Here is a 26,997-nt window from a genome sequence, read left to right on the forward strand (position 1 = left end):
TCGCGGTCGCTGTGTGCCGCAGTCGCTGACGGTTCAGCCGCCATCGGTACCATCGCTGACGGTTCAGCCGCTATCGGTACCGTCGCTGTCGGCGTCTCCCTCCCAGTAGTCGACATCGTCTTCGATACGGTAGTAGCCGTGAACCGATCGGTCACCCGTTCCACCGGGTGGCGTGTCCGCGAAGACACCGACTTTCTCCATCTCCGGGTACACCGTTATATCCGGTTCGTTCATCGTCGAAAGCATGAGATATCGTACTGGTTCGTCGCTCTCGTTCACGACCTGATGGCCGCCGCCTTCGTTCGTCGGAAACGAGACGAAGTCGCCAGCCTCGAGGGAAACAGTGCCATCGTCACACCGAAGCGTTCCGGATCCCGACAGAACGTACAGCGCTTCCTCGTTGCCGACGTGGTAGTGATACGGCCACGACCGTTCTCCTGGCGGAAGTTCGTAGAGGCTACAGCCCAGGTCCTCGGCTTCGGTGGCGTTCGAGAGCTGTTTTCGTCGAAATCGATTCCGTTCGCGGTCGTTCTCACGCCACTCGAGGTCGCCTTCGTTGATTCGGTTCATATCTCTGGAGTGCGACACGTTCGCACAAAGTCGTTCCGGCAGGATCGAACGAGAAAGATTGTGCTTAAGTTCGGGCTGACTCAATCGGGAGGTATGCAGAACCGAACCTACACGGCTGACGCCGAGCCGGGCGACCACGTGACGGTCGCTGGCTGGGTCCACGAGGTGCGAGACCTCGGCGGTATCGCCTTCCTGATTCTCCGAGACACGTCGGGCAAGATCCAGATCAAATTCGAGAAAGACGAGATGGACGAGGAACTCGTCGACACGGGACTGGGCGTCGCTCGCGAGTCGGTCATCACCGTCACCGGTGCGGTCGACGAGGAGCCACGCGCACCGACGGGTGTCGAAATCACGCCCGAGGAGCTCGAGGTCGTCGCGCCGGCGGACCCACAGCTGCCACTCGACCCCTCCGAAAAGGTCGACGCGGAGCTCTCGACGCGACTCGACAACCGGACCCTCGATCTGCGCAAAGACGAGGTGCAGGCGATTTTCGAGATCCGCGCCGAAATCCTTCGCGCCACGCGCGATCACTTCCGAAAGGTCGGCTGTACGGAGATTACGACGCCGAAAATCGTCGCCACCGGGACCGAAGGCGGGACGGAGCTGTTCCCGATCACCTACTTCGGCGAGGAAGCGTTCATGAACCAGAGTCCACAGCTGTTCAAACAGCTCATGGCCGGCTCGAACCTCGAGGAGGTTTTCGAAATCGGCCCAATTTTCCGTGCCGAAGAGCACAACACGCCACGTCACCTGAACGAGGCGACCTCGATCGACTACGAGGGCGCGTTCTGTGACCACCACGACGCGATGGACGTCGTCGAGGGCGTGGTCAAAGCGGCTTACGAAGCCGTCGCCGAGAACTGTGCGGACCAACTCGAGACGCTCGGCATCGCCGAGGAGTTCGACTTGCCGGATGGCGACTTCCCACGGCTCTCTTACGAGGAAGCCATCGAACGCATCAACGCGACGGGCGAACTCGACGAACAGCTCGTCTGGGGTGACGACCTGCCGACCGAAGGCGAGAAGGCCCTCGGTGCGGACGTCGGCGGCCACTACTTCATCACCGACTGGCCGAGCGAGATCAAACCGTTCTACATCATGGACCACGAGGACGACGAGCAGCTGTCGACGGGCTTCGACCTGATGCACCCCGAGATGGAGCTGGTGTCGGGCGGCCAGCGTGAACACCGCTACGACGAACTCGTGGCCGGATTCGAACAGCAAGGACTCGACCCGGACCAGTTCGAGTACTACACGAAGATGTTCAAATACGGTATGCCACCACACGCCGGTTTCGGACTCGGTGGGGAGCGACTCGTCATGACGATGCTCGAGTTGGAGAACATTCGAGAGGCTGTATTGTTCCCACGAGATCGTCAACGTCTGAGTCCTTGACGAAGACGTTGAGAGGCAGCGAGACGAGTTTGCGAGTCTTGCCGAATCGGCAGCGGCTGAGCCCGTGAGGCGAAGTCTCTGGGAGCGCGTGGAAACCACGAGCGCGTAGCGCGAGTGCGTTTCCGCGAGATCGTCAACGTTTGAGTACTCCGTCAAGCGTTGCCGTGTAAACCGAACCCATCGGTTCGGCTTACATACGCAGGCTTGACGAACCACTGAATCCTTGACGAAGACGTTGAGAGGCAGCGAGACGAGTGTTGCGAGTTTCGCCGGACCGGCAGCGTCTGTCTCCGTACGGTGATGTCTGAACACTCGAGCGGCGTCTCGAACTGGGCGAGCGACGCCAGGGAACGGTTTGAAGGCGGACACTTCCGTACGAACGGGTATGGTGCTGGAACGGAGCGCGTTGCCGGTGGTCGGCGATGAGTGACGAAGGAGAGACACCGCTCGAGCAGATCGCCGCCGGCGTGACGATAGGGGCGATTCTCGCGGTCGCGTTTGGCTTGCTTGCCCTCGGTGTCTCGTGGTTCTGGATCGTGTTTCCGATCGGCTTTGCAGGCGTTCTACCGGCGGTGATGGGACTCGTCAAACTCTACGAGCGACGTCAGGAACAGGAAGCTCCTGAAGAAGATGAAGACCCACTCGAGGCACTGCGCGAGCGGTACGCTCGCGGCGAACTCAGCGATGCGGAATTCGAGCGAAAACTCGACCGATTACTCGAGACGGAGTCGCCCGCTGATGCGCGACGCTTCGAGGGGCTGAACGGAGACGAAAAGGGGTTCGAAGACGAACGAGACTCGACCGAGTCGACCGAAGAACTGGACAAGAATCTCGAGTGAGCGTGTATCAGCGCCGTCCAGTCACTCGAGTGAGCGTCCGACGTGCTGTCGAAATCTTCAACGTTATAACCGCCGCGGCGAAAGCACGGCCGTATGCGCGAGGAGGCGACGGCGTTCGTACCGGGTCACATCACGGGCTTTTTCAGTGCCCACCCGGACGACGATCCGACGAAAGCAGGGTCGCGGGGGGCAGGACTGACGCTGACCGATGGCGTCGAAGTAACGGTCACGCCAGCCGACGAGCCACAGATCGTTCTCGACGGCGAACCGGCCGCAATCGAACCCGTCGCAACCGTTCTCGAGACGCTCGAGGCTCCCGCTCGCGTCGAGGCCGAAACTTCCGTCCCGATCGGGGCGGGGTTCGGCGTCTCGGGCGCAGCGGCTCTGGGGACGGCGCTGGCGACGAACCTGGTGTACGATCGGAAACTATCCTACAACGAACTGGTGACGATTGCCCACGGGGCGGACGTGCAGGCAGGGACTGGGTTGGGTGACGTGGTCGCACAGGCCAGTGGCGGAATTCCGATCCGGCTCGAGCCCGGCGCACCCGGGCACAACCTGCTGGATGGGATTCCCGCTCGAGCGCGCGTGGAGTACGTCTCGTTCGGACAGCTGTCGACGGCAGAAATCATCACGGGTGACACGGCTCAGTTGAGTGCGGCCGGAAAGGAAGCCCTGTCACTGGTCGTCAAGGAACCAACGCTGTTGTCGTTTATGTACGCGTCCCGTCGATTCGCTCGCGAAGCCGAGTTGCTGACCGAAGATGTGCAGCACGCGATCCAGGACGTTGCGTCGGTCGATGGACAGGCGTCGATGGCGATGCTCGGGAACACAGTGTTCGCGCTCGGGACCGGGTTATCGGATGCTGGCTACGAGCCGTCGATCTGTGCCACGCACCCGGCCGGAGCCATGCTCAAGTAAGTGTTCGGTTGCTGGAAACTCGAGCGGGGTGAGATTGCGCCCTCAAATCGGTCATTCCGGGACTGTATCTGTTGTGTCGCCTAAATTGAGGTGAAGATCGGCACTTTACATCCGCCAATTACGGATACAATTCAGTCGAAACTCGTGTCAATTACACCGAGTGTAGCCAGAAGTTTATTATGGTGGGATTCAGTGATGCACTCGAGTTCCCGAATGTCCACACTCAGTGACTTTCACCAGAACCTGTTTCGATTGTACGAACACTACGTCGGCGAACCGGATTCGAAAAAAGACGTATACGGCTACTGGGTTTTCATCGTGGGGTATCTGATCGGGGCAGCGGGGGTTTTTACGTTTATCATCGGTTACGCGGGAGATACCGGCTCGTTCCTGTTGATTCGCGTGTCAGGTGTCTCAGCAGCGGCCGGACTTTCACTCTGTCTGTTCGGTATCGTCCTGATGTTACCCGTCCGAAAACGAGCCATCTGGGCGAGTGGCGTCGGTCTCCTGATCGCACTCGTCGGTGTTGGCTCCTTCGGCGTCGTCTACCCCAGTGACTGGCGTGGATACGGTGCCGACTACAGCGTCGAAGTCATCGCGATTTACGCAACCGGTGTCGCCATCATCGCCGGTGTCACGGCGCTCGTTCCGGTCGTAACCGGGCGCAAAGGGATGTTCGTCGAGGAGGAAGGCGCGACTGAGGATCCCGAAATCCTTACCGGTGATTCCCTCGAGGCTGCCCAGTTCGCCGTCTTTCGCGACGGCGAGGGTGACTGGAAATGGCACATTCTGCACCTCGAGGCCCTGGCCGAAAGCGAGAGTACGACAGTGACACGCCCGGAAACCGAAGCCAGTATTGAGGAGGTCAAAACACAGATCGGGTCAGCCGGACTGATGGAGTTGACGACCTCGGCGTTCCGTCTCCACCAGGATCGCAACGGCACCTGGCAGTGGACGCTCGCTCGAGACGATGGCAGCGTCGTCGGGACCTGTGCGAGTGAGTTCACGGAGCGAGACGATGCCGAGGGGTCCGTGAGTTTCCTGAAAGACCGTGGGCCGACCGCTGACGTCATCGAAATCGATGGAGCGGCGTTTACGTACCACGAAGAGCGCGATCAGTGGCACTGGCAGTTGCTCGATGCCGACCGGCGGGCGCTTGCCTCGAGCGAGCGCGGCTACGGGACCATGGAGGCGGCCGAGGAAGCCGCCCAGACGTTTGCCCAGCGGTTCGACCGGGCGCGCCTGCTCGACATCGAGATGTTCGGCGTGGAGTTGCGAGAAGCCGACGATGGGTGGGACTGGCGATTCGTCGACACCGATGACGAGGAGTTGGCAACCAGCGCCGAAGCGTACGATCACAAGCGAGATGCCGAAGAAGCCGCCGAATCGTTGCTCGCCCAACTCGAGTCGGCGTCGATCACCGTTGCGAGCGAACCGACGTACGAACTGTACCAGTCCGACTCGGGATGGCACTGGCGGCTGGTCGATGGGAACGAACACGTCGTCGCACGGGCACCGGAAGCCTCCGATGCCCACGCCAGTGCAGAGCAAGAAACCGAACAGTTTGCTGCACACGTCGAACAGGCCACGGTTGTCGAAATCGACGAGGCCGAGTACGAGGTGTATCCGACACCGCGCGAAGCGGCCACGGATGGTGGCGAACTCAAACCGGTGACCGTCGAAGAGGACGACAGTTCAGCTGACGAAGACGCCATCACCGACGACTGGCACTGGCGACTGGTCACGGAAGACCGGGAGGTCATCGCCGCCAGCACGGACCCACACTTCGACGAGGAGGCTGCCGAGGACGCAATCGAACGCGTTCGAGAGCAGGCGAGTGAAGCCGACCTGATCGAGTTCGAATCCTCTGCGTTCCAGGTCTACGAAGCGGACTCCGGTGAGTGGCGCTGGCGATTGATCGACGAAGACGGCACGGTCCTCGCCGATTCAGGCGAAGAGCACACCTCTCGGGGGGACGCTGCGGAAGCGATGATGACGCTCAAAGAGCAGGCCCCTGAAGCGGAACTGCTCGAGATCGATACGGCGGCGTTCGAAATCTTCGTCGACGAGAACGACGAGTGGGGCTGGCGGCTGATCGACGAAGCCGGCAAACTGGTTGCCGAAGATCCGAACACCCATCCGACGCGGGCCGCCGCAAAATCCGCGATGGAGCGACTGCTCTCGCATCTCGGCTCGAGTATTCGAACGATGGAAGCGGCTATCTTCCAGACGTACGTAGATCAGGACTGGCACTGGCGATTCGTCCTGCCGACGGGTGAAACGGTTGCTACCGACGCGGCGAGCGCATCGACGCGGGACGAAATCGAAACGAGCATCGAAAGCCTCCGGGACGATGCAGCAGGTGGCGAGATCTGTACGGTTGGCGACGTCATGATCCAGTTGTACGGTAGTGGAAAGGGCGACTGGCGCTGGCAATTACTCGACCGAGACCGAGGGGTGATCGCCGATGCGAGTACGTCCGACCAGTCACGACAGGCAGTCACGGCAACGGTCGAGAACCTCAAACGGTACGCCGGTGATGCGCCGATTTTCACCATCGACGACGCGGCGATTCGAATCGATCGCGGAGACAGGTGGACCTGGCAACTGATCGACGATGAACGGTCGATCCTCGCGAGTGCTACCGAAGAGCAGTCCTCGAAAGCAGATGTGTTGGCACTGGTCGAAGACGTCCGCCAGCTCGCCCCGATCGCCGGCCGCGTCGATTTCGACGTCGCATCCTTCGAACTGTACGCCGGCGAAGACGACCGCTGGTACTGGCGACTCATCGACGAAAACGGGCGGACGGTTGCCACGGGAACGGAAGGCTACACCTCGAGTGAGGCCGCAAGAGAGGCGCTCGATAACGTGCGTGAACTGATCGAAAACGCCAGCATCCTCGAAATCGATAGCGTCTCGTTCGAACTCCACCGAAGCGACGACGGCTGGGTCTGGCGATTGATCGACAAGTACGGTGACGTCCTCGCAGAGAGCACACAGAGTTACGAACACCGAACGGACGCCAGAGAGGCCATGGTCGCGGTCAAACGCCACGCCCCCGGCGGCTGGATTACGTTCACCGAGTGAGAATCGTGATCTCGAGATAATCGGACTGTTTTTTATCGGCCGTTTCCACGTTCTTACCGTGAGCGATCACGAGACCGTCCCCGCAGCAGTCGAACACGAAGACGAGATTCCCCTCGATCATCCGCGATACACCGATCTGGTCACGCGCCATCGGATCGAGCGCGGCGTCGAGAAGGGAATTACGCATCTGCAGGGAATGCACGCGGAGGGTCGAGGCAGCGCGTTCGATTACTTACTGGGCGAAGAGACGACTGAAACCGCCGACGAAGCTGAGCGAGCCGCAGCAGCACACCTGCTGTCTGCGGACCAGCCAGTGCTCTCGATCAACGGCAACGTGGCGGCACTCGTGCCCGGCGAGATGGTCGAACTCGCGGCCGAAGTCGATGCCGACCTCGAGATTAACCTGTTCAATCGGACGCCAGAGCGTATCGGCGCTATCGAGTCACACCTGCGAGAACACGGGGCGACTGCGGTAAAAGGCCTCGAGGCCGATGCGCGAATCCCGAATCTCGATCACGAACGCTCGAAAGTCGACGCCGAGGGGATTTATAGCGCTGACGTGGTGTTGGTTCCGCTCGAGGACGGCGACCGCGCTGAGGCGCTCGAGGCCATGGGTAAAACCGAAATCGTGATCGATCTGAACCCGTTATCGCGCTCGCCACAGGTGGCAGACGTTCCGGTCGTCGACAACATCGTTCGAGCGATCCCGAACATGACGGCCCACGCCCGAGCGCTTCAGGACGCGTCTGAGGCGGAACTCGAGGGGATTATCGACGCGTTCGATCGGGAGCGGGCACTCGAAGCGGCAGAGTCACGGATTCGAAACGGGCTCTAAAGTCTATCGAGAGTGGAACGACTGTCTCTAGTCCCTTCCAAAACCGGCAGTTGTGAGTGAAATCGAACCGTATTGCGTGATTTCACTCACCGGTCGACGTTTGGGAAGGGGCTTGATGGGGGCGGTTTTCATTTCCCGAAATATCTGGCTGGCAACCACTTTTTCACCCCGGGACCGAGTTCGGCAGCCATTTTGGCGTCGTTTTCCGTGAACGCGTCGGTCAGAATTAACGTCCCGATGTACGTGACGAGGACGACGATGGGGAGTGTAATGACCGTTAGCAGGTCGGACTCGAGAAAGAGCAAAAATGGGATGCCAGCGATGGCGGCCGGAACCCCTGCGCCGACGACTTTCGCGAAGTCACGGGTAAACGGGTGGATTCTATCGAGATAGTAGAGTTCGAGCAGGGTGAGGGTCCCGACGAGAAAGAGTGCGGCCGCCGAGCCAATCGCTGCGCCGTTGATGCCGTACAGTGGAACCAGTGCGAACGAGACCACGAAGTTCGTCCCGAAGAGCAACAGTGTGTTGACGAAGACGACTCGAGAGTACCCCATTCCCTGTAACAGGGTCCCGTCAGGCCCGCCGAAAGTGACGTTGAACAGGAAGGCAGCGGCAAGCAAGGCGACGACAGCACTCGCCTCGGTGTACTGTGGCGTGTACAGAACGGCGAGAAACGAGGGTGCACCAACGGCAATGATGATGGCGAAGGGGAGGGTGATGCCGGCGATCCAGCGGGCGGCGACGCGAAATCGTTCCTGGACGAGGTCCGTATCCTCTCTCGTTTCCGCGATGAGCGGTTTGAATACGGGAGCGAGCGAGTTGAAGATGATCATCAGTCCGGAGCCGAGCATGTACCCGACTCGGTAGAAGCCGACGTCGTCCGAATCGAGGAAGTAGCCGAGGACGAAGTAGTCGACGTGGCCCATGAGCACGAAGACGACGCTCGTCATTGCAAGCGGGACGGAGTATCTGACGAGTGGTCCCGGTGCAACCGTCTCGAGTTTGGCCGACATAACCTCCCAGGCCTTGTACGTAAAGACCATGGCCCCGACGGTGATCGCGATGAAAAGTCCGACGACGTAGCCAACGACGAGCGCCAGCAGTCCCCACCAAATCAACAGGAGACCGGTCGTCACGGTAAACCGAACCGTCGGGCGGACCAGATCTCGCATGATGACTCGATACTGGAGCTTTTTGATGCTGTAAAAGGAGGTGAGCAAGACCCTGTACAGTGCCAGCATCGGAATCGTGACGCTGAGCAATACGAGTGCTACCTGGAGTGCTGGTTCCTGAAAGAACGCACTGATCTGTGGCGCCGTGTACGCGACGGCAAGCGCAACCAGTGATGAGGTGACGAGAACCGTCGCCGTCACCTGTACGATTACGCCCTTTGCTTTGCCCGGCTCGTCGTCGTCGAGATACTGTGGAACGAAGTAGTCGATAGCGAGCGGAAGGCCCAGGTTCGCGAACACCTGCATGAACAGGATCACCGAGGTCGCAAGCACCCAGAGCCCGTACACGCTGGGGCTGACGAACCGGGTGATTACCATGACGATGATGTACCCGAGGAGGCCGTTGATCAGATTGCCGGCAAAGGTAATACTCCCTTGCTTCGCCAGCGTCGAGACGCCCTCGTCGTGTTCGGTCATTGCTATTCTGGTATTGGGCTCGACTCAGCCTGTGGCGGGGAGGTCACTACTTCGAGTCGGTCTCTCATACGCTCGTTGCCGGTTCGAGTTCGTAGCGAACGACTTCTCGAGCGGCCTCACCAAACCGGGGGTATTCGATCTCGAACGGCCAGTCGCCTTCTGCGGTGGGATCCTGGATGTTTTCGATGACTGAATCGAGTTCTTCGCCTGCTTCGTCGTAAAACGTCCCCCGGACCTCCACGTACGTCGGCTCCCGGTCGCCTTCGTTACGAAGGACGCCCCAGATGAAGACGCGTTCGTCTTCAGTGCCCGGATTCTCGCGGACAAGATCGGACCACTCGACGACCAGGTCGGCAGGCTCGAGAATGTCTTCCCCGTTTTCCGTAAAGTATTCCAGGCACCCAGAGAGGGAAAGTGAGCCACCGGCAGCAAGTGCGAGCAGCGAGCGACGTTTCATGCGCTGGTCGTAATTGGGCGGGCCAATGCTTCAGCCTTCGGGAACGAACGAGAGCCGCTCTCGGTTTCACAGGTGGCTCGCCGTTCGTTCAGAATATGGCGTCTATGTATCGGCAGGTTTTACTACTGGGTCGTACCACGTAGTAATATGGTCGAATTTGACCAGTTCAGCGACGTCGGAGAGATGGAAGTTACCCGCGCGATCGGCGAGGCGTGGAGCGAGGAATTCATGGAGTTTGCCGACTCGGACGTCATCATCATCGGTGGCGGGCCGTCCGGCCTGATCGCTGGGAAGGAACTCGCCGAACGCGGCGTGAAGACGATGATCGTCGAGAAGAACAACTATCTCGGGGGCGGTTTCTGGCTTGGTGGATTCCTGATGAACAAGGTCACGGTGCGGTCCCCGGCGCAGGAAATCCTCGAGGACCTCGAGGTCGACTACGAACAGGCAACGGATACGGAGGGGTTACACGTCGCCAACGGGCCACACGCCTGTTCAGCGCTGATCAAAGCCGCTTGTGATGGTGGTGTCAAGATGCAGAACATGACCGAGTTCACCGACATCGTCATCCGCGAAGACCACCGCGTCGCCGGGATCGTGATGAACTGGACGCCCGTCCACGCCCTCCCACGTGAGATCACGTGTGTCGACCCGATCGCTGTCGAGGCTGATCTCGTCATCGACGCGACGGGCCACGACGCCATGGCCGTCACCAAACTCGACGAACGCGGCGTGCTCGAGGCACCGGGCATTACTGATTCCCGGGAACGTGGGAAGGTTATGGACCAGACCGAAGACGATACGTACGGCGCACCCGGCCACGACTCGCCCGGTCACGATTCGATGTGGGTCGGTCGGTCCGAAGATAGTATCGTCGAACACACCGGGGTCGTTCACGACGGCCTCATCGCGACCGGCATGGCCACGGCGACGGCCTACGGCCTCCCTCGAATGGGGCCGACGTTCGGTGCCATGCTCGTCTCCGGCAAACGAGCCGCACAGATCGCTCTCGAGGAACTCGAGGTCGATGCCGAACCGGTCGGACTTCGAACAGCCGTCCCCGCTGACGATTAATAGGATTCGTTGGGAACTGTGAGAGCGTTTCGTCGGCATCCATCGGTTCCCGGGGCAGAATCGAGACACAGCGCCGAAGACCGGATCACTGATACGGTTTACTGTCGTCTCGTACCGGTGATTACTCTCCGGGCGTCGGCAATTACCGGTACAAAGGTACAGCCGACCGGCAACCGCTGGTTGGTGACGGTACTCCCCGTGACTCCGAACGAATCGTCTCATTGACCCTTCTCCGGAACGTGTACCGTTTAGGGCTTCCTCGAGAATGCGCAGGTATGACTATTCTCGTAACGGGTGCAACTGGCAGGGCTGGCAGCTGGATGGTCGAACGTCTGGCTCGGGATGGAACCGACGTGGTCGGTGTCGACCTCGAACGCCCACCACGCACACGGGAGCAGGTGACTTTCCTCGAGGCAGACCTCACCGATCAGGGGCAGGCCTGGGAGCTTATGCACTCGTACGAACCCGATGCAGTCGTCCACTTCGCCGCGATTCCGCGGGTGGGCCTCACACCTGGCACGAAAACGTTCACCACGAACGTCGAGAGCACGTATCACGTATTCGACGCAGCCGGACAGGTCGGTGCCGACGTCGTGTGGGCCTCGAGCAACTGCGTGTACGGCTCGGTGTTTGCCGAGGAGCCCTGGTTACCGCCATCGTTCCCGATCGACGAACGACAGCCACGTCGTCCCGAAGACCCCTATGGGACCTCGAAACTCGTGGGCGAGGAACTGGGTGCGATGGCAGCCAGAAAATACGAGATTGCCGTAACGTCGATTCGCCCCTGCTGGATCACGTTTCCGGGCAGCCAGAAGACTGCCCACGCTCGAGAGACGTTCGACCCGAGGGCGGCCGACAGAACGGGGAATTTCTGGTCGTACGTCGACGTTCGCGACGTCGCCACTATGGTACAGGCTGCCCTCGAGCAGCGCTCGGAAGGCCACGAGGCGTATCTCGCGGCGGCCCCAAACAACTATCTCGACCGGCCGACGGCGGACGTGATCGAGAGCGTCTTCGGGGAACTGCCGGCTGAGTGCATACTGGAGGGTGACCAATCGGCGTTCACCACCCAAAAGGCGCGAGCGGACCTGGGTTGGAAGGTCCAACACACGTGGGAAGAGACCGAACTCGAGACAGTAGATGGCCCTCTTTTCGTGGACTGATACGGTCTATTGTGTTACGCTCCCGCGGTCAGCGGTCGTGGCGCTCTATCGGAGACGCCGAGTGTGTGCCCGATTCTGAATCTTGTACCTGGGGTCCGATTTCAGTATCGTACGACCGCATTGTGTCGAGAAGCGGTTCGACGGAACCGAAACGCGGGCCTCGAACGATGTCCTGATTCCGAGGGTCGTACTCGATAATTCCCTCGTCTGCGAGGCGTGGAAGATGATTGTGCAGCAACGAGATGCGTTGCTCGCGTCGGCGTTGCTCACCGTCGGCAGAAGATCGAGCGTCTCCGATCCGATCAGTGCCATACACGTCACTCAGAAGCGTTTCCACCGTAAGACATCGCTTGCCTTGCAGCGCATACAGGAGGTGACGTCGTCTCCAATCGGCGAGTAAGCCCAGAAGTGTATCCGTATCGAGAGCCGTCGGCATACCCGCCACTTCGGTATGGAGAGATACAACAATTCACCCAAAACAGTTAGGGTCGTCTTGCTCTGTTCGGGGTAGACGTCCTGTACCCAGTTGTCTATAGGGAGTATCGTAGCCAACCGGCGGTTACGAAGGACGGCTATCGACACTGTGTCTCGGTTCTTCGTCGGTACCGATGAACGCCGACGACAATCCCGATAGTCCATCGTCATGCGTCGAGGTCTGGGCCGAACCACTCGGTTTGGCTCACCCGGTCAGACCTGACGAACCACTTTGTCCACCTCGACCGAGAGCAATTGATACCGATTCCTGGAACCGTCGAACACCTGAGAGGACCATCTCCCACTCGAGGATCTCAGGACTTCGAGAAATCGCTTCGATGTGAAATCCTCGAGACTCACGACTGCGGATTACGCCTCGAGCAAACGGAATCGAATTCGCTCTTCGCCACTGCCAGCCGTTTCTCGTCCGGTGATCTCGATCCCCGAAAGTTCACCAGTCGATTCGGCGTGGGTACCAGCACAGGCGACCCGGTCGTAGGGCGCGTCTTCGTCCCCGATTTCGACGATCCGAAGTTCGGTGATGCTATCGGGGAGGAGATCGAGTCGCGTGCGCTCGACGTCGAGTTGGGACTCGGCAACCGCTCGGTCCAACTCGTACCATCGAACCGGCAGGTCCTCGTCGATACGTTCGTTCACGGCGGCTTCGATTGCTTCCAGGTCCGTACCGTCGAAGCGGTCGTAGCGACAGTCGAGGCGGGCGCGTTCGGCGTACAACTGGTTGCCGGTCGTTGGCGCGTCGTACGCTTCGAGCAGGTGTGCCGAAAGCAAGTGCTGGGCAGTGTGATAGCGCATGTGTGCATATCTGCGGTCCCAGTCGAGTGTTCCCACAACCGTTGTCCCGTGTTCGAGTTCGTCGAGTGGAGGCGTTCCCTCGAGTTCGTGGTAGATCGTGTCCCGTTTTTGGACGTCGACGACGGACCACTCGAGGGCTCCCTCGGCAGCCACATCTGTATCGAGCTGTATCGTGCCCTGATCGGCGGGTTGGCCGCCACCGGCCGGATAGAATCCTGTGCGGTCGAGCACGACTCGACCGTCATCGAGTACTCGCTCAACTGTCGCCTCGAACGAGCGGCGGTTCGTTTCCTCGAGATAGAGTGGTTCGGTCACGCTCGAGCGAACGGGGGCTGCGTGCAAATCGATTTCGGACGTCAGGCCCGTGGATACCGTCGGTGCGGGGGTCTGGGAACGAGTTCTCGTGACATCGATCCGAACCAAAGGCTAAAGAGTGAATCAACCCAATATTCCTCTAATGACTATCGTTCGTTTACTGCGGAGGGATTTATCGTGGGTGTCGAGATAACTGAGACCACGGTTACCGACGAGGAGTTCGAGAAGATGCAGTCGTTCGTCTTCGAGTATCTCGCGGCGAGCGTGGAAAAAGAGGACGAAGGCGGGCGGATGCGCTGGTACCCGTGGCACTCCGCCGAATATCGGCACAACCACATCCTCAACGTCGTGTCGTTGGCGACCGAAATCGCCGAGAAAGAGGGTGCAGACGTCGACGTCACTCGCGTTGCGGCGCTGTTTCACGACGTCGCCAAACTCGAGGCCGACCAGGAACTGCACGCCGAGGCCGGGGCACGCGTGGCTCGAACCTACCTCGAGACACAGGGGGACTATCCTGAATCGTTCATCTCCCAGGTGACCCGCGCCATCGAATACCACTCCTATCAGGGGCCGCTGAGCGACCTCTCACTCGAGAGTCAGTGTGTGATCGAGGCCGACCTGCTCGATAAGATTGGTGCCAACGGGACGGCGCTAATGTTGTTGCGGATGGGGTACGAAGCCCGCACGCACATGGACACCGACGAGATGGTCGAACGCGTCCTCGAGCGCGGTCTGGATGCTGCTTCACGCGTCGAGAGCGAGACGGCAGAGTCGATCGCACACCGCCGACTCAAACGGGTCAAGTGGTTCAGCGAGTGGCTCGAAGACGAGATTGCGGCCATGGGAGAGTAGCGGTCAATTGGGCGACCGTGCTCCTCGGTCACGGGCGGTTTTCGATGGTTGCGCCCCAGTCCGGTTAGCTCGCTTCGCGCCAACGGGCGCGCAGCCACGCACGTAGCTGTCGGACATATCCTCGTCCGAGACGGTATGCCCGTCGCCAGGTCGACGGTCGAAGACAGTAGCGAACGCCTCGAGCACCCATTTTCACCCAGAATGTAACGGCGGTCATGACTCGAGCGACGTGACGCGAGTGTCTCGCCACCGGCAGGACGATAATCGTGGCACTCGCCAGCCCGATGGCACCGGCTCCCGTGTACGCTGAGAATAGCGGAAAGTACTCGAGGGCGGCGATAAGCGGTGCGAGTGCCAGTGCACCTACTATCAGATGGATTGCTATCGGGCGAAGCGCTTCGGAGGGAACGGTCGCTTCCACGACGGTTTCGCCGAGGCGAACACCTTGCCAGCCGGCAAATGCACCGAGTGTGACGCCCGCAAGCGCGAGCGAGTCGACGTCGCCGCCGGTCGTCGCCAGATAAAACCCACTGAGTAGGACGGCCAACCCAAAGCCGACAGTGGGTCTATCGGTGCCGGTGGACTCGAGGAACGTTCGCACTCCAAAGAGGAACGCGAGGCCGAGTGCAACGCCGACGACGACGTCGACGAGATAGTGGACGCCGAGGGCAACACGGGTGAAACAGACCGTCGCGACGATTGCCGCTGCCGTGCCGTATCGGAGTCGTCGCGATCCTATCGCCAGTGCGCCCGCCAGTCCAAAGTAGACGATGGTGGTGTTCGTCGCGTGGCCGCTCGGAAACCCGTAGCCGCTGGCCGTGGCTGTCGCCTCGTACAGCGGCTGGATCATCCAGGGTAATAGCTCCGCCTCGAGCAGGGGTTGGTCGGGACGGGGGAATTCGAATATCTCTTTGAGCCCTCGATAGAGCCCCATTCCCGAAAATGCGAGACCGATCACCAGTGCGACGTTCCGTCGTGCAGCCGTGTTGAACCAGTAGAGCCCACCGAGGAGTAAGACGAGAAACCAGATATCCCCCAACTGGGTGAGTAGGGCGATAATGGGTGCTGCCCACTCCGGAATCAGTTCCTGTATCGACTGTACAGCACCGATACTGCGGCTCATTGAAGCCTATTTGTGTTCCCACGATAATCAGTTACTTGGTATCCAATGGACCTGCCGACACCTCTCGGCACTGTCGTGAGTAGCTGTATACTCGAGCGAACGCGGCAGGGTTGCTATCGAAACCGAGACTGAGCCAGGTCATCGCAGACCGGTGATTCCCAGGGCCAGAAACAGCGCCCCAAAACCGGCGAGTACGACGCCGCTCAACAGAGCGATTATCGGCGCGAATCGGTCGACGCGTTGCCCCACTCGAGCGAGCACTGCCGGGTACGCGACGATCCACACGGCGATGCCGCCGAAAAACCCGAGGAGGAGGGCTGGACTGCCCGTTTCGACGATGAGGGTTCCCGCGAGAGCGTTGCCAGCGGCCGGGACGTGAGCGAATACGTCGAGCGTCCCTTCCCTGATCAGGCCGACGCCCACGGTGAGCCAGAACCCGATCTGATACGGGTTCGTAATCGAGAGCGCGAACGCCTTCTGAAACCCGGTTGCGTCGGTCTCGAGATCGCTGGTGAACGAGGCAGCCTCACGAGCGCCCTGCCAGGCCCCAATCGCGAAGTACACCATCAGTGTGCCACCCGCGACGTACAGCCCCGACTGGACCGTCGGATAGCGGACGACGACAGCCACAGCGCCTGCGGCCGCCAGCAGGAAAAACAACACGTCAGCGAGCATTGCACCGACACCGGCTTTGAACCCTGCGGTCCACCCCCGTAAGACGCTCTCTTCGGCGATGATGGCGTTCATCGGGCCTGGTGGAGCAGCGAGCGCGATGCCGAACACGATTCCGGCAGCCAGTGAGGCGACGATGGCTGACACGGTTGGCTGTGGGAGATACGTGAGTAAAAACGCTCCGGAGCCATCGCCACAAACGTGTTTTCACCCTCCGCGAGTGATTAGCGCAGTTTCAGCGTCTCGAGGACCCGAGTCTGAAAAAATCTCGCGAGAGGCGGTCTCAGCCTCACAGGGTTAACGCAGCCCTCGGTGTATCGTCGTCAAATCCTCGAACTTCAATCCCGACGGGTCGAAACCTCGAATTTCGGTCGTAATTGGCCGAAACCTGTGCTCCGCTCGAAAACGGTTACTCACTCCCGGCCGCCAAAGCGAGTGAACAGCCCGGAGAAACCGATACGGTCTGCCCACGAGGAACGTTCGTCGCCGAGTGCGGTGACACCCGCCTGTCCCACGGTACAGACCAATCCATCGGCGACGGTGAGGGCGTGTATCGCGCCACCATCGTCGCTATCGTACCGCCAGCGTGCGGAGCCGTCGTCGACACCGAGTGCGTAGACGACGCCACCGTCAGTACCGACACAGCAGACGTCGCCGATCACGGCCGGTGCCGTCGGCATGGAGCCACCCGTATCGAACCGGAACCGCTCACCGCCCGTCTGCAGATCGATTGCGTATACGCTCAGGTCGCCACTAGCAACGAACGCCGTGTCGTGTGCAACGGCGGGGGCTGTTTCGATCGCCCTGCCGGTGTGGAATCGCCAGCGGTGGGCTCCCGTATCCGACTCGAGTGCGGTCACTGTGCCGGTCCCATCACCGACGAGAACGACCCCTGTTCCGACAGCGACCGGTGTCGTGATGGGACGCTCGAGTGACTGGGACCAGCGGTCTTCGCCGGTCTCCGTCGAAAGGGCTCGAACGATACCGTCGGTGGTGCCGACGAAAAGCGTCCCATCGGAGACGGCTGGCGTCGTCGGAACGCCTGCCTCGTCTCGCTGGAATCGGGGCGCTCCGGTCGTTCTGTCGACGGCGTGAATCGTGCCGTCGTCACTCGTCAGGTACACCGTGTCGGTCTCGACGACCGGACCGCCCCGAACCTGTCCGCCAGTCTCGTACCGCCAGGTCCGTTCGCCGGTTTCGGCGTCCAGTGCGTACAGTGCCCCGTCCTCGCTCCCCACGAAGACGACTCCCTCGACGACTGCTGGTGCAGTGGTTATCGGTCCCTCGGTTCGATACTGCCATCGGTTTCCGCCATCCTCGAGCGCGATAGCGACGACAGTCCCGTTGGTACAGCCGACGTAGACCGTGTCACCGACGACAGCCGGTGTGCTCGAAACCTCGCTGTCGGGTTCGAATCGCCACTGTGCGTCGACACCCTCGATCAGCGGCTCTCCGGTAGGGAGTGCGCCAACACCGGCAGCGGTTCCCCGTTCCATTTGCCAATCTTGCACCGCCGTGGCCTCTTCCTGAGAGGGCTGGTTGGCCGCTTCGAGCGTCGCGACGCCGTTCGATGCGACTTCGGATACAGACGGTGCGGGATCGCCACACTGTGGCTCGAGACGTGAGATCGCGGCGGTTCGGTCGAATTCGGACCGACCGAGTGACGTGAGCGTCCGTGCCGCCTGCACTCGGACAGCAGCCACCGGATCGCCACGCAACTCGAGGAGCGCCCCCTCGAGTCGGTCGGTGTGACCTTCGAGCCCGTCGAAATCGGCTGCCTGGGACAATGTTGTGAGCGTCCGAAGGATGTTTTCACGTACCAGGTCGTCCGGATCCTCGAGCCCGTCGAGCAAGGCGGGAACGAGCTGGTCGTATCCCGTGGTCTCTCCTTGGGCACGACTGGCGAGGGCTGCACTCGCGGTTGCCCGGACCACTGGCGAACCCGTAGCCAACCCGTCAGCCAGTTTCGACACAGCAGTCGGGCGTAACCGGTCAGCACCCTCGGCGAGTTCGGCGAGTCCGAGCGCAGCGAGACCACCAACCCACGGGTCGTCGTCCAGTCGGCGTCCGAGGCCCGAGAGCTGTTTGTTGAGGGCGTCAGTGTGTTGGGGTGTTTCGCCACCGACCACGATCGAGGTGACATCGAGCAACCGGTTATCGACGTCGTCGACGACGTCACGTAACACAGACGGTGCCGCCTCGCCGAAACTGACGACGGCGCCAAGCGCCAGCACCGCGTATCCGCGAACGGATTCGCGGTCGTGGTCGAGGAGCGTCCGTATTCGGTCGGACGATCGGTTCACGTCGTCCGGCGCCAGGACTGCGAACCGTGCGATTTCGCTCGCGAGTTCGTCCATCGCTTCTCCGCTGTCTGCCTCCTCGAGGTGGTCGAGCAACAGCGCTGAGAGTGGACGAGCGTCCTCGTCCTCGAGTCGTTCTCCGGCAGTGACGAGTCCTCGCAACTGTGCACGACGCTCCAGTGGACCGGCAGCGCCGAGCCGTTCGGCGATCAGTTCCGAGAGCGGTCCTGGCTGGGACAGCGAAGGTGAGACACACATGGCGTCTGCAATCGTCTGTGCGAGTCCGGCTCCTGTGGGTATCCCGTCCGGCGAGTTCGCTTTGGTCAGCTTCTGAGACGGTGAGACGACGAGTGCCGTTTCTTCGGTTGGATCGGCGTCGTCGGCTGCCGCCTCGAACACGTTTCGAAGGACATCGACGACGGTCGTTTCGGTCTCGAGTGGTGTGGTGAGAAGGGTTTCGACCGTGCCAACGAGCGCAATCCGCTCAGCGACCGACGGTGACGACCTCACACTTCGAGCGGCGATCGCGTCGATCAGCCGCCGGAGTTCGTCCGTGGTTTCGGGGAGGACGACGGCGAGCGCTTCGAACGCAGCGCCACGACGGGCTGGGTCCGGGTGTTCGGTCTCACGGAGAGCGAGTTCGAACGCCGGAGCGCGTCCCTCGTAATCGGCCCCGAGGATCTCGAGCACACCGATGACGTTCGTCCTGACGGTGCGGTCCGGATCGTCGGTCGCTCGAAACAGGCTGGTGAGCACTCCCCGAACCGTGTCCGGAAATGTCTCCGCGAGACGAGCGAGCGCGAGCGCCGCGTTGTTGCGAACGCTCGCGTCCTCGTCCTCGAGTCGGGTAGCAAGCGTCGTCGTCGCTTTCCTGATATCTTCTGGCTGGGCGGCCGCGACGTCGACGAGGTCGCGGGAGGCGGCTCGGCGAACCGTTACATCGTCGGCAGCGAGTCGGTTACACAACGCCGTAACGGCTGGGTGTGGAGCCGCCGTTCGCCTCTTGGCAACCGCGGCCAGTTCCCCGGCCGCATAGCCCTGTATCCACTCGTCACCGTCCTCGAGGGCGTCGAGAAGGGCTGGCACGTCGGGGCCGTCCGTCGGTCCATCGAGTGCCACTGCACCCAGCGCGTCGGCTGCCGCTCGGCGGACCGCATCGTCGGCATCGTCGAGTCGTCCGGCGAGCGGTTCGACGACCGCTCTGATCACGGCCGGATCCGCGTTCGATACCGAGCGGATCGCTCGAATCGCTTCGAGTCTGTTGGGGTCTTCGTCCTCGAGCAGCGTTCCCAGGTCAGTGACGATGGGTTCGACTGCTGTGGGATGTACTCGTGCGACGGACGCGGCAGCCCGCGCGACGAACGCATCGCAATCGGCGGTTTCGTCCTCGAGGCGCTCGGCCAGTGGCTCCATTGCAGCGGTGACTGCCGAGGGATTCTCGGCCGCGATTGTTGCAAGCGTCGCAGCGGCGTCAGTTCTGATCGCCGGCAACGGGTCCTCGAGTCGGTCGACGAGCGCTTCGACAGCCGGGAGCACCGCCTCGGCGTCGAAGGCAGCCACGTCACGGAGCGCGTTCGCTGCAGGTTGGCGAATCGCTGGTGCATCAGTGAGCGAGTCACGCAGTGATTCGACGACCGGGCAAACGGTCGCTGGCTCGGACGCAGCGACCGCCGATAGGGCGATGCTCGCGTCCTCGCGAACGGGCTCGAGTGCGTCCTCGAGCCGATTCGCGATTGTATCCACGTGATCAGTGAGGGCGCCAGGCTGTGCCGTTCCAATCGAGCGAACCGCCGCGATTGCAGCCGTACGGACACGAGGCTGGTCCTCGAGGCGAGCGACGAGCGAGGAGACACAGTCAGTGACTGCGGTCGGATTCGATTCGGCAACGTCACGAAGTATCTGGGTCGCGTTGGCGCGAACGTCATCGTCGTCGTGATCCGTTGCCAGTGCAACCGTGGTAGCGATTGGGGTTACCACTTCGGGGTCTGCACTCGCGATGGCGGCCAGGACCGCGGTGGCTCGATCACAGACGAACGGTTCCTCGTCGGTGACGTAGTCGGCAATCGTTCGTGCCGACCGGGAGACTGCGGTCGGTTCGGCCTCGGCGACGGCCGCCAGGGCCGTGATCGCATCGGCTCGGACCGACGGCGAGTCGTCGAGTTGGGCGGTCAGGGCGGGAACCGCCGATTTCACCGCTGACGGATCGTGCGTGGCGACTGCCGACAACGCAGTGGCGGCGTGTGACCGAATCGCTGGCTGGTCCTCGAGTCGCTCGGTTAGTGCGGGAACGGTAGCGGCGACGTCAGCCGGCCGGTCGGTCGCTTCGGCCGCGAGCGTTCTGGCAGCGTACTCGCGAACGTCCGGATCATCGGCCGAGAGGAACGCCTGTAGCTGGGTGATTCCGACGGTTACTTCGATACCGCCGCCCGGTTCGCCGATGGGCACGTCGTTCGGGGAGTCATCGTTTGCCATAGATGCGTTCGTCGGGAGTCAGGGTATCAGTCACTGACTCCGTTGATTGGTTGTGCATCCGTCGCAGGTAAGTTAATTCTATCCCTGCACCAGTGAGTTACAACGATTGACCTGTGAACTGAATAACATTCTTTGCTGTCAATTCGGCAGGTGTCCGCCATCGACGGACTCGAGACGGTGTCTCACTGTGAGGATAACGAATCGTCCGCTGGAGACCTCGATGGCCCGCTTTACTCCGTCAGGCGTCGACGGCTGCGTCATCCTATCGGCTTGGCGCAAACGTTCAGCCTCGAGGTACCACTCAGTACCCTCCCAACGGTCGACCCATGCGTGAAACCGGAACACAGCCATCGGTTTCACGCTCCGTGCAGGGTTGGGAAGCCACTCAGGTCGCCGTCTGCCAGGTTCGAATTCTATCCGCACTGATGCCGTCGACGGAGTCGGCGACCGTCTCCGGATCGGCGTCAGTCAGGTCGTCGATCGACTCGATACCTGCGTCCGCGAGTTTTTCGACCGTTTTGGCTCCGATACCGTCGATGGCCTCGAGGTCGGAGCCGCTATCGGCCTCTCGAGCCTGGAACTCGCGATAGTTACAGATCGGACAGCCAAGTTCCCAGGGTTCGTCGCCGTTGTGGATCACCAGTTCGGGAAGGTGGTGTTCGTCACACACCTCATCGGTGACCTCGATTTCCCCGCGCCGTGGGAGGGGCAGAGAGTACTCACAGTCGGGATAGCGCGTACAACCGACCAGTCGCGAGCCGCTCTGGAGCGTCTTGATCGCGAGTTCACCACCCTCGTCGTCGCCACACTCCGGGCAGGCTCCGAGAACCGGCCCTTCACCGGCTTCTTCGGCCCGGCAGAGCGGACACCCGTGAACGAACGTCTGTCGGCCTGCGAGCATCTTCACTTCGTGTAAGTCGTGTTCGTCACAGGTTTCCTCGAGAATCAACGGCTTGCCTGTCGAGGGCAACTGCAGCGTAAACTCACAGTCGGGATAACCGTCACAGCCGACGAAGTACGAGCCATACCGGCTTCGACGGACCAGCAAGGATTCACCACACTCCGGACACGGCCCCAGCTGCTTGTCGGCTTTGAGCGATTTCCGGAGGTGGTCGCCGACCTCCTCGCGCGAGGCTTCTAACTGCTCGAACACCGCCTCCAGCATCTCTCTGGACTCGTCCGTCACGTCCTCGAGCGTCGCCTCCCCGGTTGCAATGGCGTCCATATCGGCCTCGAGTTGAGCCGTCATCTCCTCGCTTACCACCTGGTCTGCGTACTGCTCGGCAGCGTCGACCACTGCCATCGCCAGCTGGGTCGGCCGAGGTGGGTCGCTCTCGATGTAGCCACGGTCGTACAGTTTCTCGAGCGTATTGTGTCGCGTCGACTTCGTCCCGATTCCCAGGTCCTCCATGGTCTCGATCAGCCGTGACTGGCCGTAGCGTCGGGGTGGCTGGGTCTGTTTGGCCTCGAGTTCGACGTCACTGACGGCGAGTTCTTCGCCTTCGTCGACCGCGGGGACGTAGTTCTCGCTCGTCGAGAAGTATGGGTAGACCTCGTGGTAGCCAGGGTCGACCAGGCGCTTGCCGTTGGCTTTGAGCAAACAGCCGTCGGCTTCGGCGACCACCTTGAGGTGTTCCCAGATCGCCGGTTCGGCCACCGTCGCGTAGTAGCGCCGAACGACGAGCTCGTACACGCGCCACTCGTCTTCGTTCACGTCGCTGCCCCGTGTCGGAATCTCGCCCGTTGGATAGATTGGAGGGTGGTCGGTCGTCTCCTCGTCACCTTCCGTCGGAACGAGGTCGTCGTCGCTCTCGAGCAACGACTGGGCCGACTCGCCGAGTTCGGGGTGCTCGACGAACGATTCGAGCAGGTCCTCGGGCTCGAGGTCGTCGGGGTAGACGGTGTTGTCGGTTCGCGGATAGGTGATGAAACCGTCGGTGTAGAGGTCCTCCGCGATGGACATCGCACGTTTGGCCGAGAAGCCGATTGCCCCCGCCGCTCGGATGAACTGCGTCGTGTTGAACGGCGTCGGTGGACTGTCGGTCCGGGTTCGGCCGTTGACCTCGGTTACCGTGGCCTGGCTGGCACCTGAGAGAGTCTCGTAGGCTTCGGTGGCGGCGCCTTCGTCCCAGACGCGCTCGGCTTCGTTGTCGTCTTCGTCGAGATAGAAGTACTGGGCTTCGAACGGTTCGTCGTCCTTCGTGAGGTCAGCAAACAGTTCCCAGTAGTCGTCGGGATCGAACGCCTGAATCTCGCGCTCGCGGTCGACGATCAGTTTCAGCGTCGGGCTCTGGACGCGGCCGACGGAGATGAAGTCGTTACCGAGTTGGCCGGCCGAAAGTGAGAGAAACCGGGTGAGTGCCGCCCCCCAGACGAGGTCGATTATCTGCCGGGCTTCGCCTGCTGCAGCCAGGTCGAAGTCGATCTCGTCGGGTTCGTCGAACGCGCGCTGGACCTCGTTTTTCGTGATCGAGGAGAACCGAACGCGGTCGATAGGGACGTCCTCGTTGACGTCGCGGACGATTTCGTAGGCCTCCTTCCCGATCAACTCTCCCTCCCGATCGTAGTCAGTCGCGATGATAACCCGTTCGGCCTGACGGGAGAGAATACGCAACGTTGCGACGATGTTCTCTTTCGTCGGCGTTTTCTCGATCGACGCATCCACGAGTTCGACGGGTTCGACGTCTCGCCAGTCGGAGTATTCTGGCGGGAAGTCGACACCGACGACGTGGCCGGAGAGCCCGACACAGCGTTTGCCGCCCCACTCGTAGACGTTGACGCCGTTCTCTCGCGTCGCCGTCGCAGATTCCCCGCTCAGAATATCGGCGATGCGTCTCGCCGCGTTGTCTTTTTCCGTAATAATTAGCTCCACGGCGATCCACCTCCGGGTAGCCGAGACACCTTCATTGGCGCTCGCTACGACCGAGTTGCGGATAACCCTTTCGGGGCGAAATCAACAGCCTCCGGCGTCCTTCCCTGCGCGAGCGTGTCAATATGCCCGGGTTAGAGAGCGGTGTGATGGCGCCGAAACGGACGGAATCCGCCGCCCACCCGGATCAGTCGTCAGCTGGCACCGGCTGTGGTCGGTGCTGGCTTGCTTCTGTATCGAGCAACAGAGTGGTGGCCACTGGCGACAGTTCGTTGACGACCGATCGGCCGTCTCGCTCGCGGATGACAAGCCCTGCCTCCTCGAGTTTCGTCAGGTGGTGTGAAATCGTACTCGGGTCACGATCGAGCGCGTCCGCCAACTGGCTGTTGGGCGCCTGTCCAAGCGTCACCAGTTTCTCGAGTAACCGTCGACGAGTTGGTTCCGCGAACGCGGCGTGAAGTTCGACGTCGTCTGCGTCGATCGGGAAATATCGGCGTTTTCCATCGACCTTGATCGAGGTAACGAGGGTTTCCTCCTCGAGGATGCGAACGTGATGGCGAACCGTCGAGAGCGGGACGTCGCTGTGGTCGCTCACCGCAGAGAGGTACAGACCTGGTTCGGCTGTCACCGCTTCGAATATCGCCTTCCGCCGCTCGTTCTCGAGTGGGTCGGAGTCGTCGTAGCGACTGTATCTGAGCAGCGCCGCCAGTGAGATCGGGCTGGCATCCCGAAGACGACTCCACAATCGTCGAACCCTCGAGCGGCCAGTCCAGCTGGCGACCGTGCCCCCGGCCGTTCCCGCTCCGGCTCCAGCCCCGGCAACGCCAGCACCCATGCTCGAGACAGCGACGGCCCCAAGCAATCCGGCAAGGATCCCGTTGACGGCGGTTTGCGTGCTCGGTGACGGTTCTGCCGTCGCGACACCGAGCGGCCCACTTGCTGTGTTCTCGTCTGCAACAGCCTCGTCGCCGTCAGTTTCTGTTCCATCCCCAGTGGTGACGTTCGTCGCGTGGCTCGCCTCCTGATCGAGCAGCTCCGTTTGAACCGTGGCGTTCACATCCGTCGAATCGAGAACGGTGTCCGTCGTGTCCGAGAGCGCCGTTGTCGTCTCCTCGAGGGCCTCACCGGTGTCGTCTATCGTGTCGTCTATCGTGTCGAAACTAGCCGCTACCGTGTGGTCAATTGTCTCGAGGCCGTCCGCTACCGTCTCGGTCGTGGTTTTCTCGAGGGTCTCGTCGGTATCATCCACCGTGTCTGCAAGCGTCTCGAGGGTGTCCGTATCGGTTGTATCGACCGTTGTATCCTCGATCGTCTCAGTCGTTTCCTCCAGTGATTCGGTCGTATCCTCGAGGGTCTCGCTAGTGTCGTCGATTTCCCCCGTGGTTTCATTTACCGTGTCTTCGGTATCGTTCGTCGTGTCGTTTACCGTGTCTTCGGTATCGTTCGTCGTGTCGTTTACCGTGTCCCCGAGATCGTTATTGAGCACGAGGGCACTGGCCTCGAGCAGGCCACTCGAGCCCGCCTCGTCCAACTCGCCCGTCTGATCGCCCGGCGTGTCCACGAGAGCGACGGCTGTCCCTGTCCCAGCGACAGCCAATGAACAAATCACCATGGCGACCACGAGACCGACACAATGACCGGCGGGTCTGGACGAACGCATGGGAAAGTTACTAGCAATACGCAGTCATCAAGTATATGCTTTGTCTGTTTGCACGGATTGTATGGCGGTGCGGGACGAGAACCCAAAGGTCCACATCGTCAGCATCGATGGGTTCTGGAGTTCGGCCCCGAGCAACGAACGGATTGGCATCCACTCCGCCCTGACGGCGGGGCTATCTCATTGATTCTCCGTAACCACTGACTCCGTCCGGAAAAGACAACACAGTGAAGTATTTCCGACTCAGTGGTAGGCAGACGAGAAATGGAATCGTCTGGCCCTGAACAGTTCACCGACCTCGAGGGGGATGCGTTCGACGACTCGAAGGTTCGGTGGCGACTGTTCGTGAGACCGCTCGGCATCCTGCTGGCCTATGGAGCCTTGTTCGCCGGGGTCGTCTACGCGTATCGAACCGAGGGCGGGGATGCCGTATTGATCGGTGGACGCGAAATCGGCACCCTCGACTGGGTGAGCCTGTTTGCGCTGCTGGCCATCGCACTCGTCGTCGTTTCGGCCGTCCTCAAGCGTCCGGGTCGGTCCGTCGAATTCGTTCGAACCTTCGCTCGAGACAGACTCGCCGCGCTTGGGGCTCTGGGGACGGTCGTGTTGGTACTGGTCGCGCTCGGCGGTCCGCTCGTGTATCCGCGGCCGGAAGTCGATCCGGTCGTGAGCTATCAGCCACCGGTTGGAGCGACTGTGGATGATTTCATCCCCGTCAACTGCGTCGGATCGACGAGGGACGGCGTCTGCCGGGGGACCTGGGAGCATCCACTCGGCACGGACAACGGCGGTAAGGATCTGGTCCACGTCGTGGTGTACGGCCTGCGAACGAGTTTGCAAATCGGCGTTTCGGCGGCGGTCATCGCGGGCGGAATCGGGACGACGGTTGGACTCGTTGCGGGCACATTCGGTGGCCGGGTCGACCGGGTCTTGATGCGCTACGTCGATATCCAGAGTGCGATCCCCGCGTTTTTCGTCTACGTACTGGTCGTCGCCATCCTGTCAGCGGATTTCGTCTTGATGGCGATCATATTCGGACTGTTGAGCTGGGGTGGGCTCGCGCGACTCGTCAGAAGCGAGGTTCACCGAATCAATACGACTCTGTACGTTCGTGCAGCCACCGCCTCGGGGGCGACGACGTACTACAATCTTCGGTATCACGTCCTGCCGAACATCGCCGGAGCCGTCATCGTCCCGCTCTCGGCGCTCGTGCCGACGTTTATTCTCTACGCGGCTGCTCTGTCGTTTCTTGGATTCGGGGAATCCGATCCACGAATCGTTTCGCTCGGGAACACGATTGCAGACGGCCTCAGTCACTCGTTCGCAAACTGGTGGGACGTCTGGTGGTATCCGGTCGTCCCCGCCGTAGCACTCACTGTCCTCGTCCTTTCGATGCTGCTCGTCGGCGACCGGTTGAGCCAGCTGTCAGATCCGCGAGAGCAGTGAACGAAACGGAG

The 26,997-nt window shown here is 61.3% G+C and carries 20 protein-coding genes; 10 read left to right on the forward strand and 10 right to left on the reverse strand.

All coding sequences use genetic code 11. The features are described from left to right. Nucleotides 1–63: 63 nt before the first annotated feature. Nucleotides 64–570 (reverse strand): cupin domain-containing protein, encoded by a 507-nt coding sequence (locus NLK60_RS00970; protein WP_254809037.1) that lies wholly within the window; start codon nucleotides 568–570, stop codon nucleotides 64–66. A gap of 93 nt (nucleotides 571–663) precedes the next feature. Between NLK60_RS00970 and aspS the strand changes: the two genes are divergently transcribed. The 5 genes from aspS to NLK60_RS00995 all read left to right on the forward strand — a co-directional run bounded on the left by aspS (nucleotide 664) and on the right by NLK60_RS00995 (nucleotide 7,650). Continuing rightward, nucleotides 664–1,968, forward strand: a complete 1,305-nt coding sequence (aspS, locus tag NLK60_RS00975) for an aspartate--tRNA(Asn) ligase (RefSeq protein WP_254809038.1) — start codon at nucleotides 664–666, stop codon at nucleotides 1,966–1,968. Between the two features lie 422 nt (nucleotides 1,969–2,390). After that, entirely contained in the window at nucleotides 2,391–2,807 is a 417-nt protein-coding gene (locus NLK60_RS00980; RefSeq protein ID WP_254809039.1) for an SHOCT domain-containing protein, read from the forward strand. 93 nt (nucleotides 2,808–2,900) lie between these two features. After that, nucleotides 2,901–3,728 (forward strand): pantoate kinase, encoded by an 828-nt coding sequence (locus NLK60_RS00985; protein WP_254809040.1) that lies wholly within the window; start codon nucleotides 2,901–2,903, stop codon nucleotides 3,726–3,728. A 213-nt stretch (nucleotides 3,729–3,941) separates the two neighbouring features. Then, nucleotides 3,942–6,815: a DUF1508 domain-containing protein gene (locus NLK60_RS00990; protein WP_254809041.1), complete on the forward strand. Its 2,874-nt coding sequence runs from the start codon at nucleotides 3,942–3,944 to the stop codon at nucleotides 6,813–6,815. Between the two features lie 58 nt (nucleotides 6,816–6,873). Further along, nucleotides 6,874–7,650 (forward strand): 4-phosphopantoate--beta-alanine ligase, encoded by a 777-nt coding sequence (locus NLK60_RS00995; RefSeq protein WP_254809042.1) that lies wholly within the window; start codon nucleotides 6,874–6,876, stop codon nucleotides 7,648–7,650. A gap of 128 nt (nucleotides 7,651–7,778) precedes the next feature. Here the strand turns inward: NLK60_RS00995 and NLK60_RS01000 are convergent, their stop codons facing one another. Both NLK60_RS01000 and NLK60_RS01005 read right to left on the reverse strand, forming a co-directional pair. After that, on the reverse strand, nucleotides 7,779–9,299 hold the full coding sequence (locus NLK60_RS01000) for an oligosaccharide flippase family protein (protein WP_254809043.1): 1,521 nt from the start codon (nucleotides 9,297–9,299) through the stop codon (nucleotides 7,779–7,781). A gap of 64 nt (nucleotides 9,300–9,363) precedes the next feature. Continuing rightward, nucleotides 9,364–9,756, reverse strand: coding sequence for an FxLYD domain-containing protein (locus NLK60_RS01005; protein ID WP_254809044.1), 393 nt, complete (start codon nucleotides 9,754–9,756; stop codon nucleotides 9,364–9,366). A gap of 147 nt (nucleotides 9,757–9,903) precedes the next feature. Between NLK60_RS01005 and NLK60_RS01010 the strand changes: the two genes are divergently transcribed. Both NLK60_RS01010 and NLK60_RS01015 read left to right on the forward strand, forming a co-directional pair. Then, nucleotides 9,904–10,830, forward strand: coding sequence for a sulfide-dependent adenosine diphosphate thiazole synthase (locus NLK60_RS01010; protein ID WP_254809045.1), 927 nt, complete (start codon nucleotides 9,904–9,906; stop codon nucleotides 10,828–10,830). 275 nt (nucleotides 10,831–11,105) lie between these two features. Continuing rightward, nucleotides 11,106–11,993 (forward strand): NAD-dependent epimerase/dehydratase family protein, encoded by an 888-nt coding sequence (locus tag NLK60_RS01015; protein WP_254809046.1) that lies wholly within the window; start codon nucleotides 11,106–11,108, stop codon nucleotides 11,991–11,993. 28 nt (nucleotides 11,994–12,021) lie between these two features. Here NLK60_RS01015 and NLK60_RS01020 read toward each other — a convergent pair whose 3' ends face one another. Together NLK60_RS01020 and NLK60_RS01025 are read right to left on the reverse strand one after the other, a co-directional pair. Continuing rightward, nucleotides 12,022–12,429 (reverse strand): DUF7344 domain-containing protein, encoded by a 408-nt coding sequence (locus NLK60_RS01020; RefSeq protein WP_254809047.1) that lies wholly within the window; start codon nucleotides 12,427–12,429, stop codon nucleotides 12,022–12,024. 407 nt (nucleotides 12,430–12,836) lie between these two features. Beyond that, nucleotides 12,837–13,595 carry an alanyl-tRNA editing protein gene (locus NLK60_RS01025; protein WP_254809048.1) on the reverse strand — a complete coding sequence of 253 codons (759 nt, stop codon included), beginning with the start codon at nucleotides 13,593–13,595 and terminating at the stop codon, nucleotides 12,837–12,839. 177 nt (nucleotides 13,596–13,772) lie between these two features. Here NLK60_RS01025 and NLK60_RS01030 point away from each other — a divergent pair, with 177 nt between their 5' ends. Next, nucleotides 13,773–14,447 (forward strand): HD domain-containing protein, encoded by a 675-nt coding sequence (locus tag NLK60_RS01030; protein WP_254809049.1) that lies wholly within the window; start codon nucleotides 13,773–13,775, stop codon nucleotides 14,445–14,447. A gap of 64 nt (nucleotides 14,448–14,511) precedes the next feature. Here the strand turns inward: NLK60_RS01030 and NLK60_RS01035 are convergent, their stop codons facing one another. From NLK60_RS01035 to NLK60_RS01055, 5 genes are all read right to left on the reverse strand, one after another. Further along, nucleotides 14,512–15,570 (reverse strand): phosphatase PAP2 family protein, encoded by a 1,059-nt coding sequence (locus tag NLK60_RS01035; protein ID WP_254809050.1) that lies wholly within the window; start codon nucleotides 15,568–15,570, stop codon nucleotides 14,512–14,514. Between the two features lie 138 nt (nucleotides 15,571–15,708). Next, nucleotides 15,709–16,389, reverse strand: a complete 681-nt coding sequence (locus tag NLK60_RS01040) for a LysE family translocator (RefSeq protein WP_254809051.1) — start codon at nucleotides 16,387–16,389, stop codon at nucleotides 15,709–15,711. A gap of 266 nt (nucleotides 16,390–16,655) precedes the next feature. Next, nucleotides 16,656–21,014: a sister chromatid cohesion protein PDS5 gene (locus tag NLK60_RS01045; RefSeq protein WP_254809052.1), complete on the reverse strand. Its 4,359-nt coding sequence runs from the start codon at nucleotides 21,012–21,014 to the stop codon at nucleotides 16,656–16,658. A 385-nt stretch (nucleotides 21,015–21,399) separates the two neighbouring features. After that, on the reverse strand, nucleotides 21,400–23,886 hold the full coding sequence (locus NLK60_RS01050; protein ID WP_254809053.1) for a DNA topoisomerase I: 2,487 nt from the start codon (nucleotides 23,884–23,886) through the stop codon (nucleotides 21,400–21,402). A gap of 184 nt (nucleotides 23,887–24,070) precedes the next feature. After that, nucleotides 24,071–25,495: a winged helix-turn-helix transcriptional regulator gene (locus NLK60_RS01055; RefSeq protein ID WP_254809054.1), complete on the reverse strand. Its 1,425-nt coding sequence runs from the start codon at nucleotides 25,493–25,495 to the stop codon at nucleotides 24,071–24,073. A 109-nt stretch (nucleotides 25,496–25,604) separates the two neighbouring features. Here NLK60_RS01055 and NLK60_RS19465 point away from each other — a divergent pair, with 109 nt between their 5' ends. Together NLK60_RS19465 and NLK60_RS01060 are read left to right on the forward strand one after the other, a co-directional pair. Further along, nucleotides 25,605–25,727 (forward strand): hypothetical protein, encoded by a 123-nt coding sequence (locus tag NLK60_RS19465; RefSeq protein WP_256530383.1) that lies wholly within the window; start codon nucleotides 25,605–25,607, stop codon nucleotides 25,725–25,727. A gap of 77 nt (nucleotides 25,728–25,804) precedes the next feature. Continuing rightward, nucleotides 25,805–26,986, forward strand: coding sequence for an ABC transporter permease (locus NLK60_RS01060; RefSeq protein WP_254809055.1), 1,182 nt, complete (start codon nucleotides 25,805–25,807; stop codon nucleotides 26,984–26,986). Nucleotides 26,987–26,997 lie beyond the last annotated feature (11 nt).

This window comes from Natronosalvus amylolyticus, assembly GCF_024298845.1.
Taxonomy (GTDB): domain Archaea; phylum Halobacteriota; class Halobacteria; order Halobacteriales; family Natrialbaceae; genus Natronosalvus; species Natronosalvus amylolyticus.

Excerpts from the sequence above, each read along its gene's own strand:
- NLK60_RS00990 (WP_254809041.1), top strand. The coding sequence starts at position 3,942 with ATGTCCACACTCAGTGACTTTCACCAGAACCTGTTTCGATTGTACGAA.
- NLK60_RS01035 (WP_254809050.1), bottom strand. The coding sequence starts at position 15,570 with ATGAGCCGCAGTATCGGTGCTGTACAGTCGATACAGGAACTGATTCCG.
- NLK60_RS01015 (WP_254809046.1), top strand. The coding sequence starts at position 11,106 with ATGACTATTCTCGTAACGGGTGCAACTGGCAGGGCTGGCAGCTGGATG.
- NLK60_RS01060 (WP_254809055.1), top strand. The coding sequence starts at position 25,805 with ATGGAATCGTCTGGCCCTGAACAGTTCACCGACCTCGAGGGGGATGCG.
- aspS (WP_254809038.1), top strand. The coding sequence starts at position 664 with ATGCAGAACCGAACCTACACGGCTGACGCCGAGCCGGGCGACCACGTG.
- NLK60_RS19465 (WP_256530383.1), top strand. The coding sequence starts at position 25,605 with ATGGCGGTGCGGGACGAGAACCCAAAGGTCCACATCGTCAGCATCGAT.
- NLK60_RS00970 (WP_254809037.1), bottom strand. The coding sequence starts at position 570 with ATGAACCGAATCAACGAAGGCGACCTCGAGTGGCGTGAGAACGACCGC.
- NLK60_RS01055 (WP_254809054.1), bottom strand. The coding sequence starts at position 25,495 with ATGGTGATTTGTTCATTGGCTGTCGCTGGGACAGGGACAGCCGTCGCT.
- NLK60_RS01020 (WP_254809047.1), bottom strand. The coding sequence starts at position 12,429 with ATGCCGACGGCTCTCGATACGGATACACTTCTGGGCTTACTCGCCGAT.
- NLK60_RS01000 (WP_254809043.1), bottom strand. The coding sequence starts at position 9,299 with ATGACCGAACACGACGAGGGCGTCTCGACGCTGGCGAAGCAAGGGAGT.
- NLK60_RS00980 (WP_254809039.1), top strand. The coding sequence starts at position 2,391 with ATGAGTGACGAAGGAGAGACACCGCTCGAGCAGATCGCCGCCGGCGTG.
- NLK60_RS01045 (WP_254809052.1), bottom strand. The coding sequence starts at position 21,014 with ATGGCAAACGATGACTCCCCGAACGACGTGCCCATCGGCGAACCGGGC.
- NLK60_RS01010 (WP_254809045.1), top strand. The coding sequence starts at position 9,904 with ATGGTCGAATTTGACCAGTTCAGCGACGTCGGAGAGATGGAAGTTACC.
- NLK60_RS00985 (WP_254809040.1), top strand. The coding sequence starts at position 2,901 with ATGCGCGAGGAGGCGACGGCGTTCGTACCGGGTCACATCACGGGCTTT.
- NLK60_RS01005 (WP_254809044.1), bottom strand. The coding sequence starts at position 9,756 with ATGAAACGTCGCTCGCTGCTCGCACTTGCTGCCGGTGGCTCACTTTCC.